Below are 15,568 nucleotides of genomic sequence, written 5' to 3'. Positions count from 1 at the left end.
CCACCGGGCCGGGGCGTGGGTCGCACCACGCCCGACTCTGAAGGAGCGCCCCACCATGATTCAGCCTGTCGCTGAACGTACACCTGCCGGCACCAGCTACCTGGACTGCGGCCAGGGCCAACCCGTGGTACTGATCCACGGCGTCGGCCTGAACAAAGAAATGTGGGGCGGACAGTTCGTCGGCCTCGCCGGCGATTACCGTGTCATCGCCTACGACATGCTCGGCCACGGCCAGAGCCCGCGACCTGCAGCCGGCACCGGCCTGCAAGGCTACGCCGAACAATTGCTGGAACTGCTCGACCACCTGCAGATCACCCAGGCCACGGTGATCGGTTTCTCCATGGGCGGCCTGGTCGCCCGCGCCTTCGCCCTGCACTTCCCGCAACGCCTGGCGGCGCTGGTGGTGCTCAACAGCGTGTTCAACCGCAGCCCCGAGCAGAGCGCCGGCGTCATCGCCCGCGCCGCCCAGGCCGCCGAACACGGCCCCGACGCCAATGCCGAAGCGGCCCTGGCGCGCTGGTTCAGCCGCGAATACCAGGCGGCCAACCCGGCCCAGGTCGCGGCCATCCGCCAGACCCTGGCCGGCAATGACCCACAGGGCTACCTGACTACCTACGAACTGTTCGCCACCCAGGACATGTACCGCGAAGGCGACCTCGGCGGCATCCAGGTACCGACCCTGATCGCCACCGGCGAGCACGACCTCGGCTCGACCCCGACCATGACCCGCGAACTGGCGGCGCGCATTCCCGGCGCCCAGAGTGTGGTCCTCGCCGAACAGCGGCATATGATGCCGGTAGAGTCGCCGCGCCTGGTCAACCAGATGCTGCTGGACTTCCTCGGGCACGCCCGAACCCTCTCCGATTCAGCCAAGGGGATCGTTGCATGACGCTCACTCGTTTTCAGATGTGCATCGATGGCCAGTGGCTCGATGCCCACAATGGCAAGACCTTCGACAGCCTCGACCCGGCCACCGCGCAAGCCTGGGCACAACTGCCCGACGCCGATGAAACCGATGTCGAACTGGCCGTGCAGGCCGCGCAGAAAGCCTTCGACAGCAAGGCCTGGCGCAGCCTCACTGCGACCGCCCGGGGCAAGCTGCTGCGCCGCCTCGGCGACCTGATTGCCGACAACAAGGAGCGCCTGGCCCAGCTGGAAAGCCGCGACAACGGCAAGCTGATCCGCGAAACCCGCGGCCAGGTCGGCTACCTGCCGGAGTTCTTCCACTACACCGCGGGCCTGGCCGACAAGCTCGAAGGCGGCACCCTGCCCCTCGACAAGCCGGACCTGTTCGCCTACACGGTGCACGAGCCGATCGGCGTGGTCGCCGCGATCATCCCGTGGAACAGCCCGCTGTACCTGACCGCGATCAAGCTGGCCCCGGCCCTGGCCGCCGGCAACACCATCGTCATCAAGCCGTCCGAGCACGCCTCGGCGACCATTCTCGAACTGGCCCGCCTGGCGCTTGAAGCCGGCTTCCCGGCAGGCGTGGTCAACGTGGTCACCGGCTACGGCCCGAGCACCGGCGCAGCGCTGACCCGCCACCCGCTGGTACGCAAGATCGCCTTCACCGGCGGCGCCGCCACCGCCCGCCACGTGGTGCGCAGCAGCGCCGAGAACTTCGCCAAGCTGTCGCTGGAACTGGGCGGCAAGTCGCCGAACATCATCTTCGCCGACGCCGACCTGGACAGCGCCATCAACGGCGCCGTGGCCGGCATCTATGCCGCTTCGGGCCAGAGCTGCGTGGCCGGTTCGCGCCTGCTGGTGCAGGACGAGATCTTCGACGAATTCGTCGAGCGCCTGATCGAACGCGCCAAGCGCATCCGCATCGGCAACCCGCAGGACGAAAGCAGCGAGATGGGCCCGATGGCCACCGCCCAGCAACTGGCCGTGGTCGAAGGCCTGGTTGCGGCGGCGAATGCCGAAGGTGCGCGTCTGCGCATGGGTGGCAAGCGCGCCGAAGTCGAGGGTGACGGCTGGTTCTACGAGCCGACCCTGTTCGAGTGCGACAGCAACTCGATGAAGATCATGCAGGAAGAGGTGTTCGGCCCGGTCGCCGCGGTGATCCGCTTCAAGACCGAGGAAGAAGCCCTAACCATCGCCAACGACTCGCAGTTCGGCCTCGCCGCCGGCATCTGGACCCGCGACCTCGGTCGTGCCCACCGCCTGGCCCGCGATGTGCGTTCGGGGATCATCTGGGTAAACACCTACCGCGCGGTATCGGCCATGGCGCCGATCGGCGGCTTCAAGAACAGTGGCTATGGCCGCGAAAGCGGCATCGACTCGGTGCTGGCCTACACGGAACTGAAAACGGTCTGGATCAACCTCTCGACCGCGCCCATGCCCGACCCCTTCGTGATGCGCTGAGAGGTGAACTGAAATGATCGAACCCGGCATCTACAAAGACGTGATGGGCTCCTTCCCGTCCGGCGTGACCATCGTCACCACGCTGGATGCCGAGGGCGGCATCGTCGGCATCACCGCCAGCGCCTTCAGCGCGCTGTCGATCGAACCGGCGCTGGTGCTGTTCTGCCCCAACTACGCCTCGGACACCTACCCGATCCTGCGCGACAGCAAACGCTTCGCCATCCACCTGCTGGCCGCCGGCCAGACCGCCGAAGCCTACGCCTTTGCCGGCAAGGGCAAGGACAAGGCCAAGGGCATCGACTGGAGCCTCAGCGAGCTGGGCAACCCGGTGCTGGCCAATGCCACGGCGGTGATCGAGTGTGAACTGTGGCGCGAATATGATGGCGGCGACCACGCCATCATCGTCGGCGAGGTGAAGAACCTGATCCTGCCCGAGCAGCCGGTGACGCCGATGATCTACCACAAGGGCAAGCTGGGCGCGCTGCCCAATCTGGGTTGACCTTGAGGGCCTATCGCTGGCAAGCCAGCTCCCACAGTGACCGCATGCACCTCGGGACCTGTGGGAGCTGGCTTGCCAGCGATGAGGCCCTCAAAACCACCAAAGTTTCAGGGGCGCCGCGCGCAATCGCTCACCTTCGGTTTGCGGCGCCCCGTTTTTCTTCCCCCATGCAGGAACCCGAGCATGAGCAACGAAAAATACGAAAAAGGCCTCGCCATCCGCACCCAGGTGCTCGGCGAAGACTACGTCAATCGCTCGATCCAGAACGCCGACGACTTCACCAAACCGCTGCAGGAGCTGGTCACAGAGTACTGCTGGGGCCATGTCTGGGGCCGTGACGGTTTGTCGCTGAAAGAACGCAGCATGATAAACTTGGCAATGATTTCCGCGTTGAACCGGCCACACGAGCTCAAGCTGCACATCCGCGGCGCCTTGCGTAACGGACTGAGTCGTGAACAAATACGCGAAATCCTCCTTCAGGTCGGTATCTATTGCGGTGTACCCGCGGCCGTGGACAGCTTCCGTCTGGCCCGCGAAGCCTTCGCCGAGGCCGACTCGGAGGCAACCAGTTAAATACTGGCTGTTCTGAACCACCGCAGGGAGCACCCGGTCCGGATGCTCCGCTGTCGCTGGCGCAACAGCCAATTGCAGAGCGCAGATGATGAAACGCCAGCCACTCGACGACAGCTTCAAGGTCAACCGCAACCCCGTTACCCTGCGCGAAATCGTGCTCGACAAGCTGCGCAGCGCGATCATGAATTTCCACCTGCTGCCCGGCGACCGCCTGGTCGAGCGCGATCTGTGCGACCGCCTCGGCGTCAGCCGCACCTCCGTCCGCGAAGCCCTGCGCCACCTCGAATCTGAAGGCCTGGTGGAGTTCGCCGACGCCAAGGGGCCTCGTGTAGCTATCATCACCCTGGAAGACGCCCGCGATATCTACGAGCTGCGCTGCGTGCTCGAAGGCCTGATCGTCCAACTGTTCACCCTCAATGCCAAGGCCAAGGACATCCGTGCCCTGGAAAAGGCCCTGGAAGAAAACCGCAACGCCCTCACCGACGGCGAGCTGCAACAGGTCCTGGAATCGGTGCAAGGCTTCTACGACGTGTTGCTCGAAGGCTCCGGCAACCACGTCGCCGCCACCCAGCTGCGCCAGTTGCAGGCGCGCATCAGCTACCTGCGCGCTACCTCGGTGTCCCAGGAAAACCGTCGCGGCGCGAGCAACCGGGAAATGGAAAAGATCGTCGAGGCGATCAAGAGCGGCGATCCGCTGGCCGCCCACCAGGCCTCGGTGGATCACGTGCGCGCTGCCGCCAAGGTGGCCCTCGACTACCTGCGCTCGAAGCAGGAAGACGCCGGCAAGATCCGTGAAATCGCCACCCCCATCGCCATCAAAGAACCCCGCATAGGTCGCTGATCATGCCCGCCGTCCCGCGTTTTTGCCCGCAATGCTCCGCCGCGCTGCACCAGGGACGGCCGGACGGCGACACCCACGAACGGCTGATGTGCGCCGGTTGCGGGTACATCCACTACGTCAATCCGAAGATCATCGCCGGCTGCATCATCGAACGCGACGGCAAGTACCTGCTGTGCCAGCGCGCGATCCCGCCAAAGCCCGGTACCTGGACCCTGCCGGCGGGCTTCATGGAGGCCGGGGAAACCACCGAACAGGCGGCGCTGCGCGAAGTCTGGGAAGAAACCGGGGTACGCGCCGACATCGTCTCGCCCTACTCGATCTTCAGCGTGCCGAAGATCAGCGAGGTGTACATCATCTTCCGCGCCGTGGCCGTGGAGATCACCGGCGAATACGGCCCGGAAACCATGGACTGCCGTTTCTTCGCTCCCGACGAAATCCCCTGGGATGCCATCTACTACCCAGCGATCCGGCAGATCCTCGAACGCTACATCGAGGAACGCCAGGCCGGGGTCTATGGCATCTACATGGGTAATGACGACAGCGGCAAGGTGCACTTCATCCGCTGAGCCGCTCGCGCATGAACTCGATCAGCGCCTGCACCGGCCGCGCACTCTGCCGGTGTTGCGGATAGACCGCCGAGAGCTGCAGCGGCTCGGTGACGAACTCCTGCAGGACCGGCACCAATTGCCCCGCCGCCAGCGCGTCGCCGACGATGAAGGTCGGCAGGTAGGTAATCCCCATCCCCTTGATCGCCGCATCGCGCAACAACTCGCCGTTGTTGGCGCGCATGCGCCCGCACACCGTCACCACCCGCACCTTGCCCTGCTCGATAAAGCGCCACTGCACCTGGCGGCCATGGCCGTAGGGCAGGCAATCGTGGGCGCCGAGGTCGTCCGGGCGTGACGGCGTGCCCTTGCGCGCCAGGTAGTCGGGGCTGGCGCAGTACACCCGGTCGATCGCCGCAAGACGCCGAGCGATCAGGGTCGAGTCTTCCAGCACGCCGATACGCAGGGCCAGGTCATAACCCTCGCCGAGCAGGTCCACCGAGCGGTCGCTCAGGTCGACCTCGACGCTGACCTGCGGGTAGCGCTGGAGAAACTCCGGCAGCAGACAGCCCAGGTGCGCCACGGCAAACGACAGCGGCGCGCTGACACGCACGGTGCCGCGCGGCTCGCTGGTCTGCCCGGCGATACCTTGCTCGACCTGCTCGACCTCGTTGAGCAGACGCAGGGACGACTCGTAATAGCTCTGGCCCAGGGGCGTCGGGTCGAGACGCCGGGTCGAACGGTTCAGCAGACGCACGCCGAGGCGCTCTTCCAGAGCCATCAGACGACGGCTGACGAACTGCTTTGACAGGCCCAGTTTGTCGGCCGCAGCGGTGAAGCTGCCGGACTCCATGACCTGGGCAAAAATACGCATATCTTCGAAGGGGTTCATTGTCACTTTCCGGTGGACAGTAAAACGCTTTATAGCGGCTTTTTCACTTTCACGCATCTCAATAATCTAGCCACACCTTACAGCGCAGCCCAAAGCAAACCCGCGGCGCTGACGGCTTGAAACCTTGCTGCCCACACTCAAACTCGAAGAAAAGGAATCTGACCATGAACATCATCAACAAAACCCTCGGTGCCACCCTCCTCGCCCTCTCCGTCGGCAACGCCTTCGCTGCCGGCAGCCCGGGTGTCGAACACACCACCCAGGCCTTCCTCCAGGCCCTGGAACAAGGCGGCGGCAAGCCTCTCGAGCAACTGGCACCGAAGGATGCCCGGGCCATCCTGACCGGTGCCCAGGCGTCGGTGCAGGTCGACCTGTCGGGCATCGAGGTCAGCGAGAAGATCATCAGCCTCGGCCAGGACAAGGTCACCCTGAAGATCGTCCGCCCGGCCAAGGTCAAGGGCGAGTTGCCGGTGTTCATGTTCTTCCACGGCGGCGGCTGGGTGCTGGGCGACTTCCCGACCCACCAGCGGCTGATCCGCGACCTGGTGGTCGGCTCCGGCGCGGTAGCGGTCTACGTCGACTACACGCCATCGCCTGAAGCCCACTACCCGACCGCCATCGACCAGGCCTACGGTGCCACCCGCTGGGTCGCCGAGCATGGCAAGGAAATCGGTGTCGACAGCAAGCGCCTGGCGGTGGCCGGCAACAGCGTCGGCGGCAACATGGCGGCGGTGGTCGCGCTGATGGCCAAGGAACAGAAAACCCCGGCCCTGCGCTTCCAGTTGCTGCTCTGGCCGGTGACCGACGCCAGCTTCGAGACCGGCTCGTACAAGCAGTTCGCCGAGGGTCACTTCCTCACCACCGGGATGATGAAATGGTTCTGGGACAACTACACCACCGACCAGGCCCAACGCGCCTCGATCCATGCCTCGCCGCTGCGTGCCAGTGCCGAACAGCTCAAGGGCCTGCCGCCAGCGCTGGTACAGACCGCCGAGTTCGACGTGCTGCGTGACGAAGGCGAAGCCTATGCGCGCAAGCTGGACGCGGCTGGCGTGACCGTCACCGCAGTGCGCTACAACGGCATGATCCACGATTACGGCCTGCTCAACCCGCTGGCCAAGGTTCCGGCGGTACAGGCCGCGATGCGCCAGGCGGCGCTGGAACTGAAAACCCATCTGAACTGAAACAGCAGCAAGTCGAAGGGGCCGCGAATGCGGCCCCTTCTCCTTTTGTGTCGCCCTTCAGGGCCTCATCGCCGGCAACGCCGGCTCCCACAGGTGTGGCGAACGCCGCCGAACCTGTGGGAGCCGGCGTTGCCGGCGATGAGGCCATCAACAGCCCAGAAAGCCTGCTTACTTCAACGCCGCATAACTGTTCATCAAATTGCGGTAGTTCGGAATCCGCTGCGACAGCAGGTTACCCAAGCCTTCGATATCGTTGCGCCAGTCACGGTGCAGCTCACAGGCCACCGAGAACCAGTTCATCAGTTGCGCACCGGCCGCGCTCATGCGTGCCCAGGCCGCTTGCTGCACGGTGTCGTTGAAGGTGCCGGAAGCGTCGGTGACGACGAACACTTCATAACCCTCGGCCAGCGCCGACAAGGTCGGGAACGCCACGCAGACATCGGTCACCACGCCAGCGATGATCAATTGCTTGCGTCCGGTGTTCTTGATCGCCTGGACGAAGTCGGCGTTGTCCCAGGCGTTGATCTGGCCAGGACGGGCAATGTACGGCGCGTCCGGGAACAGCTCTTTCAACTCCGGAACCAGCGGGCCGTTGGGGCCTTGTTCGAAGCTGGTGGTGAGAATGGTCGGCAGGCCGAAAAATTTGGCCAGGTCGCCCAGGGCCAGCACGTTGTTCTTGAACTCGTTCGGCGAGAAGTCCTGTACCAGCGAGATCAGGCCGGTCTGGTGATCCACCAGCAACACCACCGCATCGTCTTTGTTCAGGCGTTTGTAGTCGTTGCTCATCTCATGACTCCTATTGGCTGAAAGAGGCGCGGGCCAGTGCCCGCGCCGGGGTGGAACTCAGAAGGCGAAACAGGAGCAGCCAAACGCGCCCCAGAAACCCTGGAAGTCGCTGACCGGTACATTGGACAGGCGCGCACGCTCGTGGCTGTGCGAGTGCACTCCGCACGGACCGCTGCACTGGTGCACCTGGGCCTGCAACGGCGAGGTCGGACGCCAGTGGCCCGGGACCTTGACCACCGGCGACCAGTCCGGCAGCACCGGGATGTCCAGCGGGCCGTGATTGCGGAAATCGCCCGCGCCGTAGACCACCTTGCCGCCGACCACGGTCAGCACCGATTCGATCCACTTGATGGCTTCTTCCTCGACGCTGAAGAAGTCGGCGCTGAGCACCGCCACGTCGGCCAATTGGCCAACCTTGATCTGGCCCTTCTTGCCCTGCTCGGAGGAGAACCAGGCGCTGCCATGGGTAAACAGCTCCAGCGCGGTCGAGCGCGGCAGGCCTTCCTGGTGCAGGGCCAGGCCGCCGACGGTGCGGCCGCTGACCATCCAGTACAACGAAGTCCACGGGTTGTAGCTGGAGACGCGGGTGGCGTCGGTACCGGCGCCCACCGGCACACCTTCGGCGAGCATGCGCTTGAGCGGCGGAGTGGCTTCGGCGGCCTTGGCGCCGTAGCGGTCGACGAAGTATTCGCCCTGGAAGGCCATGCGGTCCTGGATCGCGATACCGCCGCCAAGAGCACGGACCCGCTCGATATTGCGCGGGGTGATGGTCTCGGCGTGGTCGAAGAACCACGGCAGACCGTTGAACGGAATGTCGCGGTTCACTTTCTCGAACACATCGAGCATGCGGCTGATGGATTCGTCATAGGTGGCGTGCAGGCGGAACGGCCAGCGCTGCTCGACCAGGTGACGCACCACCGGTTCCAGGTCCTGCTCCATCGACGGCGCCAGGTCCGGACGCGGTTCGAGGAAGTCCTCGAAGTCGGCGGCGGAGAACACCAGCATTTCGCCGGCGCCGTTGTGCCGCAGCATGTCGTCGCCCTGGTGCAACTTGACGCTGCCGGTCCAGTTCTTGAAGTCGGCCAGCTCTTCCTTGGGCTTCTGGGTGAACAGGTTGTAGGCGATGCGCACGGTCAACTGGTCTTCCTTGGCCAGGTGCTCGATCACCTCGTAGTCGTCCGGGTAGTTCTGGAAACCGCCGCCGGCGTCGATGGCGCTGGTCAGGCCAAGCCGGTTGAGCTCGCGCATGAACTGGCGGGTCGAGTTGATCTGGTATTCCAGCGGCAGCTTCGGCCCCTTGGCCAGGGTCGAGTAGAGGATCATCGCGTTGGGCCGCGCCACCAGCATGCCGGTCGGCTCGCCACGGGAGTCACGGACGATCTCGCCACCCGGCGGGTTCGGCGTGTCCTTGGTGTAGCCGGCCACGCGCAGGGCGGCGCGGTTGAGCAAGGCACGGTCGTACAGGTGAAGGATGAACACCGGGGTGTCCGGTGCCGCCTGGTTGATTTCTTCCAGGGTCGGCATGCGCTTTTCGGCGAACTGGAATTCGTTCCAGCCACCGACCACCCGCACCCATTGCGGGCTCGGCGTGCGCTCGGCCTGGTCCTTGAGCATGCGCAGGGCATCGGCCAGCGACGGCACGCCCTCCCAGCGCAGTTCCAGGTTGTAGTTCAGGCCACCGCGGATCAGGTGCAGGTGCGAGTCGTTGAGGCCGGGAATGGCACAGCGTCCCTTGAGGTCGATGACCTGGGTGCCGGTGCTGCGTGCGGCCATGACCTGGCTGTCGCTGCCCACGGCGATGAAACGCCCGTCCTTGATCGCCACCGCGGTGGCTTCGGGGTTCTCGCGGTCCACGGTGTGGAAGCGGCCATTGAACAGAATCAGATCGGCATTCATTGCAGGTCCTTGGTCTGGAGTGAGTGAGGCGAAGGACAACCGCGGCAGCAGGGTCGCCGCCGCAGTCAGGAGGGACCCGGCAGCCAGCAGGCGGCGGCGGGTCGGGTCGTTGCGGTCATCCTGGTCGGTCATGACGGACTTCCCGATGGTTTTTCGGTGATTCTTGTGGGCGGGCAGGTCAAGCACGAGTTAATCGTTGTTAATTATCCCCACAGCGGCTGCAAGGTCTTTTTCGGTTGAGGCGAAGGCCTCTAGCCGGGGGCTTTGCCAGCGAGGCGGGGTAAGCGTAGACGGAGCAAAAAGCCATCAAGGCCCAAGGAAGCATTGCCTTGCCGGGCAAACCTGCCCAACATGCTCGAAAACCACAGGCCAGAGCCCTTTCAGGGAACTTGCCGATAGTCGGAACAGGGTCAGGAGTTAGAAGTGAGCCGTCACCGTGAACAGGCCGTGCAGTTCGGCCCCTATCGGGTCTTCCCCGGCCAGCGCCTGATCGCTGAAAACGACCGCCCGCTGCGCCTGGGGCGGCGCGCCATGGATATTCTCCTGGCGCTGCTGGAACGTCCCGGCGAAGTGCTGGGCAAGGCCGAGCTGATGAGCCGGGTATGGCCGGACACCGTGGTCGAGGACATCAGCCTGCGGGTGCATATCGCCGCCCTGCGCAAGGCCCTCGGCGATGGCCAGGGCGGCCAGCGCTATATCGTCACCGTGGCCCAGCGCGGCTACAGTTTCGTCGCGCCGCTGCGCGAACAAGCCGACGAGCCCCTGGCCCCGGCCCAGGCACCGCACAACCTGCCATTGCGCCGCACGCGCCTGATCGGTCGGCAGATGCTGGTCAATCAACTACTCGGCCAACTGACCCGTCAGCGCCTGCTGACCCTGGCCGGTCCCGGCGGCATCGGCAAGACCACCGTGGCCCTGCGGGTCGCCGAGCAACTGATCGGGCACTACCGCGACGGCATCCGCCTGCTCGACCTGAGTACCCTCAACACACCGTCCACCATCGTCAGCAACCTGGCCGGCGTGCTCGGCCTCGCCCTGCCCGACCAGGCACCACTGGACGCCCTGTGCGAGCACCTGCGTGAGCGCCATCTGCTACTGCTGATCGACAACGCCGAGCATCTGGTGGATTCGGTGGCCAGCCTCTGCGAGCACTTGCTGCGTTGTGCCCCCGAATTGCAGATCCTGGTCACCAGCCGCGAAAGCCTGCGCGCCGAAGGCGAGACCGTGCAGCGCCTGGATGCCCTCGAATGCCCGCCGCCCGAGTCCGCGTCCGACCCGGCCATGGCCCTGAACTACGGTGCGGTGCAGCTGTTCGTCGAGCGCGCCATCGCCAACCAGGAACAGTTCGAGCTCACCCCCGATAACCTCGCCACCGTGGTCGCCATCTGCCAGCAACTGGACGGCATTCCCCTGGCCCTGGAGCTTGCCGCTGCGCAACTGGCCAGTCTCGGCCCGCAGGCCCTGCTCGCCGACCTGCGCCGCCATCTGCTCCCGGCCCCGGGTGAAGAGCGTCGCCAGCACCTGCTCGGCGCCACCCTGGACTGGAGCTTCCAGTTGCTGGCCGACAGCGAACGCACCTGCCTGCGCCGCCTCAGCGTGTTCCGCGGCGGCTTCACCCTGAATTCGGCAATGACCCTGGCGGCGGGCGAACGCCTGTCGCCGGACCAGGTGCGTGATGCGGTCAGCCAGTTGGTCACCCAGTCCCTGCTCAACGTCGATGTCGGCGACGAAGACGTGTTCTACCGCATGCTCGACACCACCCGCTGCTATGCCCTGGACAAGCTGCAACAGGCCGGCGAACTGCCCGAGGCGCTCAAGCGCCATGCCGAGCGCTGCCTGGCGATCATGCAGCAGGCCGAGCGGGAATGGGCGCAGACCAGCGCACCGCGCTGGCTGGAACGCTATTCGCGCTGCCTCGACGATCTGCGTGGTGCACTGGAATGGGGTTTCGCCAATGCCGAAGCGGGTCTGCTGGGCGCACGCCTGACCGCTGCCTCGGCGCCCCTCTGGCAAGAATTGTCACTGCTCTCGGAACATGGCCGGTACATCCGCAAGGCCCTGCACCGCCTGGACGCCGAAGGCCATCCGGGGGGCAGCCTGGCAATCAACCTGCGGCTGGCCATGGGCACCTTCAGCTACCACGACCACGGCGGCATCCCCGCCACCCTCGAAGCCTTCGCCAGCGCCCGGCAGCTGGCCGAGCAGCACAGCGACCTGCCCGGCCAGCTACGGGCAATCTCCGGCAACATGGCCGTGCACCTGAGCCGTGGCGAGTACCAGCAGGCCCTGCAACTGAGCCGCGACTTCGACCAGCGCGGCCTCAGCCAGGACCCGCTGCTGGCCCTCAGCGCCCAGCGCCTGCGTGGCCTCGGCCTGCATTTCAGTGGCGATCAGGGCGCGGCTCGCCGCGAAGCCGATGACGCCTTGCAGCGCATGGCCCACAGCGGCCGGCTCAACCGCTTTACCCACGGTTTCGGCGTGCAGTACGACCAGAGCGTCGCCGCCCTCACCCTGCAGGCACGGATCCTCTGGCTGCAAGGCCTGCCGGAACAAGCCGCGGCGACCGCCAACCAGGCCCTGGACCTGGCATTGCAGATCAACCACGGCACCACCCTGTGCTACACCCTGGCGCTCAGTGGTTGCGTGATTCCCTGGTACAACGGCGAGCATGACCTGGCCCGCGACCGCGTCGGACTGCTGCGCGAGCAATCGATCCGCCACTCGGTGGGCCTGTTCCGCGATTGGGCCGAGCACTATGCCCGGACCTTCGACACGCCCGAGCAACCTGTCGCCGCGGCCAACGGCCTGATCGGCGACCTGCTGGCGACCCTGGTTCCGGGCCGGGTGGACGCGGCCCTGCTGCAACGAGCACAGAGCGGCGCTGCCGGCTGGGCCAGCGCCGCCCTGCTCTGCGCGGCTGCCGAGCAACGACTGGCCGACGGCGCTGACACCCGCCAGGAAGCCGAAGGCCTGCTGCTCAAGGCCCTGGGCCTGGCACGCAAGCAGCAGGCACTGGCCTGGGAACTGCGCAGCGCCACGGCCCTGGCCCGACTCTGGCTGGAAGAGCAGCGGCCCTTGCCGGCGCGCCAGTTGCTGGCGCCGGTCCATGCCCGCTTCAAGGAAGGCTTCGCTACCACCGAGCTGTTGCGCGCCCGGCATCTGCTGGAGCAACTACCGCTGCGCGAGGGCGACGCCAGCCGCTACCAGGATAATCAGGCCGGCTGAGGTGTCGCCGCCGGTTGCCCGAGGTACCAGCGGGTACTGTCGAGCACCCGGTAGGCGGAGCGGCCATGCTCTACCGTCAACAGCGACTTGGCCGCCAGTTGCTCCACTGCCCGCACCGTCAGCAGCGGACCGAGACCGGCAGCGGCGCCATGGGCAACCGCCTGCTCCAGGCTGAAACCGCGACCGAGACCAGCCAGGCAGCGCAACACCTGTTGTTCGGGGTCGGACAAGCGCTGGAAACTCCAGTCCAGTGCCGCCTTCAGCGACTGGTGGCGGGCTTCGGCAGTACGCCGGCCGCGGTTGAGCACCTGCAAGCCCTGGTTCAACTGCGCGCGCAGGCCGACCAGGGCGAACACATCGATCTGCGCTGCCGCCAGCTCCAGGGCCAGGGGCAGGCCATCCAGGCGTCGACAGATTTCCCAGACCGCCGGCAGATCCTGCTCACGCAGGCAAAAGTCAGGCTGCCGCGCCTGGGCACGACTGACGAACAGGCGCACCGCGGCATAACTCATGAACTGCTCGACACTATGCGCCTCACTCGCGGGAGGCACCGCCAGGGGCGACACCGGCAGCAGGGTCTCGCCACGCACCCGCAACGGTTCGCGGCACACCGCAAGGATGCTCACCCCCGGCGCCAACGCCAGCAGCGCCTCGGCCAGGCGCCGGCTGGTGCCTGGTTGGGCCTCGCAATGATCCAGCACCAGCAACAAGCGGCGTTGCAGCAGATGGGTGGGCAGGCCGCCGAGGGGACAGTCAGGGATAAATGCCAGGCCCTGGTCTCGCAACAAGTTGGCCAGGGCCTCCTGCGCACTGGATGCCTGGGCGAAATCCAGCCGCCAGGTGCCGTCTGGCCAGCGCCCGGCCTGATCCTCGGCCGCGACCAGGGCCAGACTGCTCTTGCCCACGCCGACCGGTCCGGTCAGGGTCACCAAACGGCGCTGCCCCAGCAGCAAGGCCAGGGCAGCCAGTTCGTCGTCGCGACCGATCAGACGCCCCAGGCGGGTCGGCAGATTGCTTGCGACAAAATTGGCATCACCGTCACGCTGTAATGGCGCGACAAAGCTATAGCCCTGGCCCGGCAGATTGACGATGACGCCCTCGCCCAGAGCCCGGCGCAGCGCGGCGATATGCACGCGCAGGTTGATCTCCTCGACCACGCTGTCGGGCCAGACCCGCGCCAGCAGGGTGCGCTTGTCCACCACCGCGCCGGCGTGCTCCAGCAGCACCAGAAGGATATCCAGGGCCCGCCCGCCCAGGCGCAGCGGCTGGCCGTCGGCGAGCAGCAGGCGCTGCCCGGTATGCACGGTGAAATGATCGAAGCGCAGCGCTTCATCCTGAGTGGAAAGCCTGGCCAGCGTACCCAACGGCACCCACCTCCTGCGGCAAACGTGATTTTCCATTATCTTCGCAGGGGAGCGGCGCAGGACAACCAACACGGGGTGCAGGATCCGGACAAGACGGGGGCGGGAACGGCCAGCCGGGGCAAAACGCCGCGGATGACAAAACGCGCGGGGTGCTCTGAAAAAACGTTTCAACAGCTTACAATCCCGTCCCATTCGTATTTAACAAGAAAGGCCCGTCATTCGATGACGCTCGACCCTCCTACCCTGTTGGTCCTCACCGTCGTGCTCGCCGCGACCGCCGCGCTCTATCTGGCGATCGAGTGGGGCAGTGTCCGTGAATCCTCGCTGCTGTTCTGGAGCGCCGGGTTCGCCACCATCACCATCGGTTCGACCCTGGCCCTGATGCGCATGAACGGCCTGCTGGTGCTCGGCATCTGGTTTGCCAATGGCCTGCTGGTGACCGCCCATTGGCTGTTCCTGCTGGGCGTGGCGCGTTTTACCGAAACCCGCCTGTCGCGAGCCTGGTACTTGATCTTCGTGGTCTGGAGCGCGCTGCTGTTGCTGCCCGAGGATCCGTGGTGGTCCAAGGTCATGACCTTCTTCAACTCCGGCCTGGTGGGCATCCTGGCCCTGCGCGCCAGCCTGCTGCTGCGCCCCCATGGCAAGTCGCTCAGCGTCGGCGCCGTGCAATTGCGCTTCGTCCTGCTCGGCCACGGCCTGTTCTACCTGCTCAAGGCCGGCCTGGCCATGGTCCCCGGGACTTTCCTCGACCTGGCCTCGTTCCGTGGCGAAATCATCCAGGTCTCGCTGGTGGAAGGTGCCGTGGCGCTGATGCTGATCGCCCTGTCGATGACCGGCAGCGAGCGCTACCGCCGCGAAAAACGCATCGCCCGCCTGGCCGCCCGCGACCCGCTTACCACCCTGTACAACCGTCGCGCCCTCGAAGTACGGGCCCCGCGTCTGCTGGAAGGCGTCTCGGTGCAGCATCCAGGCGCCCTGCTGCTGATCGATATCGACAACTTCAAGCTGGTCAACGACCTCTATGGCCACGCGGCAGGCGACCGACTGCTGGTCAGCCTGAGCCAGATGATCCTCGCCGAACTGCGGGAAGACGCCCTGGCCGCACGCCTGGGCGGCGACGAGTTCGTCATCCTGATGGGCGATGCCTCCAGCGAGCGCATCGTCGATCTGGGCAGTGCCTTGCGCGAGCGCTTCCAGCGCGAAGCCGCGGCCTTTGCCACGCCGCAAGCGGTGACCCTGAGCATCGGCGCCAACCTGTTCGACTACCCGCCCAGCAGCCTGGCGGCCCTGATCGAGCGCAGCGACGCGGCCCTGTACGAGTCCAAGCGTGGCGGGCGGGACAGCATGCGCCTGGTCGAACGCAACCTGACAGCGGAGTGAGCGCGTGCCCGAGGGC

The 15,568-nt window shown here is 65.9% G+C and carries 13 protein-coding genes; 9 read left to right on the top strand and 4 right to left on the bottom strand.

The genetic code is table 11. From position 1 onward, the window contains the following. Positions 1-55 precede the first annotated feature (55 nt). The 6 genes from ACODSK_RS23240 (at position 56) to ACODSK_RS23215 (ending at position 4,846) form a co-directional block, all read left to right on the top strand. On the top strand, positions 56-889 hold the full coding sequence (locus ACODSK_RS23240; RefSeq protein ID WP_489019435.1) for an alpha/beta fold hydrolase: 834 nt from the start codon (positions 56-58) through the stop codon (positions 887-889). After that, positions 886-2,367 (top strand): aldehyde dehydrogenase, encoded by a 1,482-nt coding sequence (locus ACODSK_RS23235; RefSeq protein ID WP_489019434.1) that lies wholly within the window; start codon positions 886-888, stop codon positions 2,365-2,367. Before ACODSK_RS23240 ends, ACODSK_RS23235 begins: the two co-directional genes overlap by 4 nt. A 13-nt stretch (positions 2,368-2,380) precedes the next feature. Continuing rightward, positions 2,381-2,866, top strand: coding sequence for a flavin reductase family protein (locus ACODSK_RS23230; RefSeq protein ID WP_489019433.1), 486 nt, complete (start codon positions 2,381-2,383; stop codon positions 2,864-2,866). A gap of 183 nt (positions 2,867-3,049) precedes the next feature. Continuing rightward, positions 3,050-3,439 (top strand): carboxymuconolactone decarboxylase family protein, encoded by a 390-nt coding sequence (locus ACODSK_RS23225; protein ID WP_489019432.1) that lies wholly within the window; start codon positions 3,050-3,052, stop codon positions 3,437-3,439. Positions 3,440-3,527: 88 nt separating this feature from the next. Beyond that, entirely contained in the window at positions 3,528-4,280 is a 753-nt protein-coding gene (locus ACODSK_RS23220; RefSeq protein ID WP_330075589.1) for a GntR family transcriptional regulator, read from the top strand. A 2-nt stretch (positions 4,281-4,282) separates the two neighbouring features. Beyond that, positions 4,283-4,846 carry an NUDIX hydrolase gene (locus ACODSK_RS23215; RefSeq protein ID WP_489019431.1) on the top strand — a complete coding sequence of 188 codons (564 nt, stop codon included), beginning with the start codon at positions 4,283-4,285 and terminating at the stop codon, positions 4,844-4,846. Here ACODSK_RS23215 and ACODSK_RS23210 read toward each other — a convergent pair. Next, positions 4,836-5,717 carry a LysR family transcriptional regulator gene (locus ACODSK_RS23210; RefSeq protein ID WP_489019430.1) on the bottom strand — a complete coding sequence of 294 codons (882 nt, stop codon included), beginning with the start codon at positions 5,715-5,717 and terminating at the stop codon, positions 4,836-4,838. The genes ACODSK_RS23215 and ACODSK_RS23210 overlap by 11 nt on opposite strands. A gap of 164 nt (positions 5,718-5,881) precedes the next feature. On the opposite strand from ACODSK_RS23210, the gene ACODSK_RS23205 reads away from it, so the two are divergent. After that, positions 5,882-6,901: an alpha/beta hydrolase gene (locus ACODSK_RS23205; RefSeq protein ID WP_489019429.1), complete on the top strand. Its 1,020-nt coding sequence runs from the start codon at positions 5,882-5,884 to the stop codon at positions 6,899-6,901. 168 nt (positions 6,902-7,069) lie between these two features. Here ACODSK_RS23205 and ycaC read toward each other — a convergent pair whose 3' ends face one another. Further along, positions 7,070-7,687: an isochorismate family cysteine hydrolase YcaC gene (ycaC, locus tag ACODSK_RS23200; protein WP_075804597.1), complete on the bottom strand. Its 618-nt coding sequence runs from the start codon at positions 7,685-7,687 to the stop codon at positions 7,070-7,072. A gap of 57 nt (positions 7,688-7,744) precedes the next feature. Next, positions 7,745-9,583, bottom strand: a complete 1,839-nt coding sequence (locus ACODSK_RS23195; protein WP_489019465.1) for an amidohydrolase — start codon at positions 9,581-9,583, stop codon at positions 7,745-7,747. Positions 9,584-10,006: 423 nt separating this feature from the next. Between ACODSK_RS23195 and ACODSK_RS23190 the strand changes: the two genes are divergently transcribed. Further along, complete coding sequence (locus ACODSK_RS23190) at positions 10,007-12,808, top strand: ATP-binding protein (RefSeq protein WP_489019428.1); 2,802 nt, start codon at positions 10,007-10,009, stop codon at positions 12,806-12,808. On the opposite strand, the gene ACODSK_RS23185 is transcribed toward ACODSK_RS23190, so the two are convergent. Beyond that, positions 12,796-14,178: an ATP-binding protein gene (locus tag ACODSK_RS23185; RefSeq protein WP_489019427.1), complete on the bottom strand. Its 1,383-nt coding sequence runs from the start codon at positions 14,176-14,178 to the stop codon at positions 12,796-12,798. The two genes, ACODSK_RS23190 and ACODSK_RS23185, sit on opposite strands and share 13 nt — an antisense overlap. A gap of 216 nt (positions 14,179-14,394) precedes the next feature. On the opposite strand from ACODSK_RS23185, the gene ACODSK_RS23180 reads away from it, so the two are divergent. Then, positions 14,395-15,552, top strand: coding sequence for a GGDEF domain-containing protein (locus ACODSK_RS23180; protein ID WP_489019426.1), 1,158 nt, complete (start codon positions 14,395-14,397; stop codon positions 15,550-15,552). Positions 15,553-15,568: the final 16 nt, after the last annotated feature.

It is taken from the genome of Pseudomonas sp. FG98, from assembly GCF_057808595.1.
This window is presented reverse-complemented; position numbering and strand designations above follow the sequence as displayed.